This is a genomic window from Streptomyces cahuitamycinicus, from assembly GCF_002891435.1.
Classification (GTDB): Bacteria; Actinomycetota; Actinomycetes; order Streptomycetales; family Streptomycetaceae; genus Streptomyces; species Streptomyces cahuitamycinicus.
Genome location: NZ_POUC01000917.1, coordinates 1 through 740, shown reverse-complemented (window position 1 = coordinate 740; position 740 = coordinate 1). Strand labels below are relative to the sequence as shown.

The following is a 740-nucleotide window of genomic DNA, read 5'->3' as shown; positions in this document are numbered from 1 at the left end:
GGGCCGGGGCGCGGCGGGGGAAGGGCCGCGCCCCGGCGGTCAGGGGGTGGCTCAGGCGGCGATCAGCGCGGCGCGGACGGCCTTGTACTCGGCCTTGCGGGGCTTGTACGCGGCGGCGATCTGGGCGATCTGCTCGCGGGTGTAGCGGTAGACGGTCTTGACGACGTTGCGGGCGCCGTTGAAGGAGCGGCGGATGCGGGCGCGCTTGCCCTTGAGTCCGTTCGTGCGAGCGGTCTTGGCAACGCCCTGGAGGGCCTTCGCAACGCCCTTGACGGTGGCGGCGTCGGCGCCGGTGGCGATGATGTGGGTGGCCAGGGAGCGCGGGCCGGTGCGGACACGGCGGGCGGCCTTGGCGATGGTGCGGCGTTCGGCGGAGGCGGCGCGGTTGGCGCGGATGCGGTCGCGGAGTGCGCGGCGGGCGGTGACAGAAGCCATTGCGGTGTTCCTTCGTTCGGGGTGTTGGCGGTGCTCTCCGCCAACACCTTGATAGTACAGCAATGAGACTGTCAGGCGCCACAAGATCCGGGGAGAACCGAGGAGTTCCCAGGAAAGATGCGGCTCCCTGCGGTCCGCGATGCGCGCCGGGAGTCTCACGGCTGCACTGTCCGCGTGGGCTAGAAGAGAGTGCCGGTGTCCTCGCTGCGCGCCGGGGCCGGCGTGCGGGTCCGGGTCGTGCGCTTGGGCTTCGGTTCGTCCCCGAACAGCGGTGCAGTGCCGCACTCGTCCGGGAGGGCGGGCAC

1 protein-coding gene is annotated in these 740 nt (G+C 72.0%); it reads right to left on the bottom strand.

The genetic code is table 11. The features are described from left to right. Positions 1-51: 51 nt before the first annotated feature. Entirely contained in the window at positions 52-435 is a 384-nt protein-coding gene (locus C1J00_RS45790) for a hypothetical protein (protein ID WP_180989937.1), read from the bottom strand. Positions 436-740 lie beyond the last annotated feature (305 nt).

What these genes read in the sequence shown, in the direction of transcription:
- C1J00_RS45790 (WP_180989937.1), bottom strand. Translation starts at nt 435, where the DNA reads ATGGCTTCTGTCACCGCCCGCCGCGCACTCCGCGACCGCATCCGCGCC.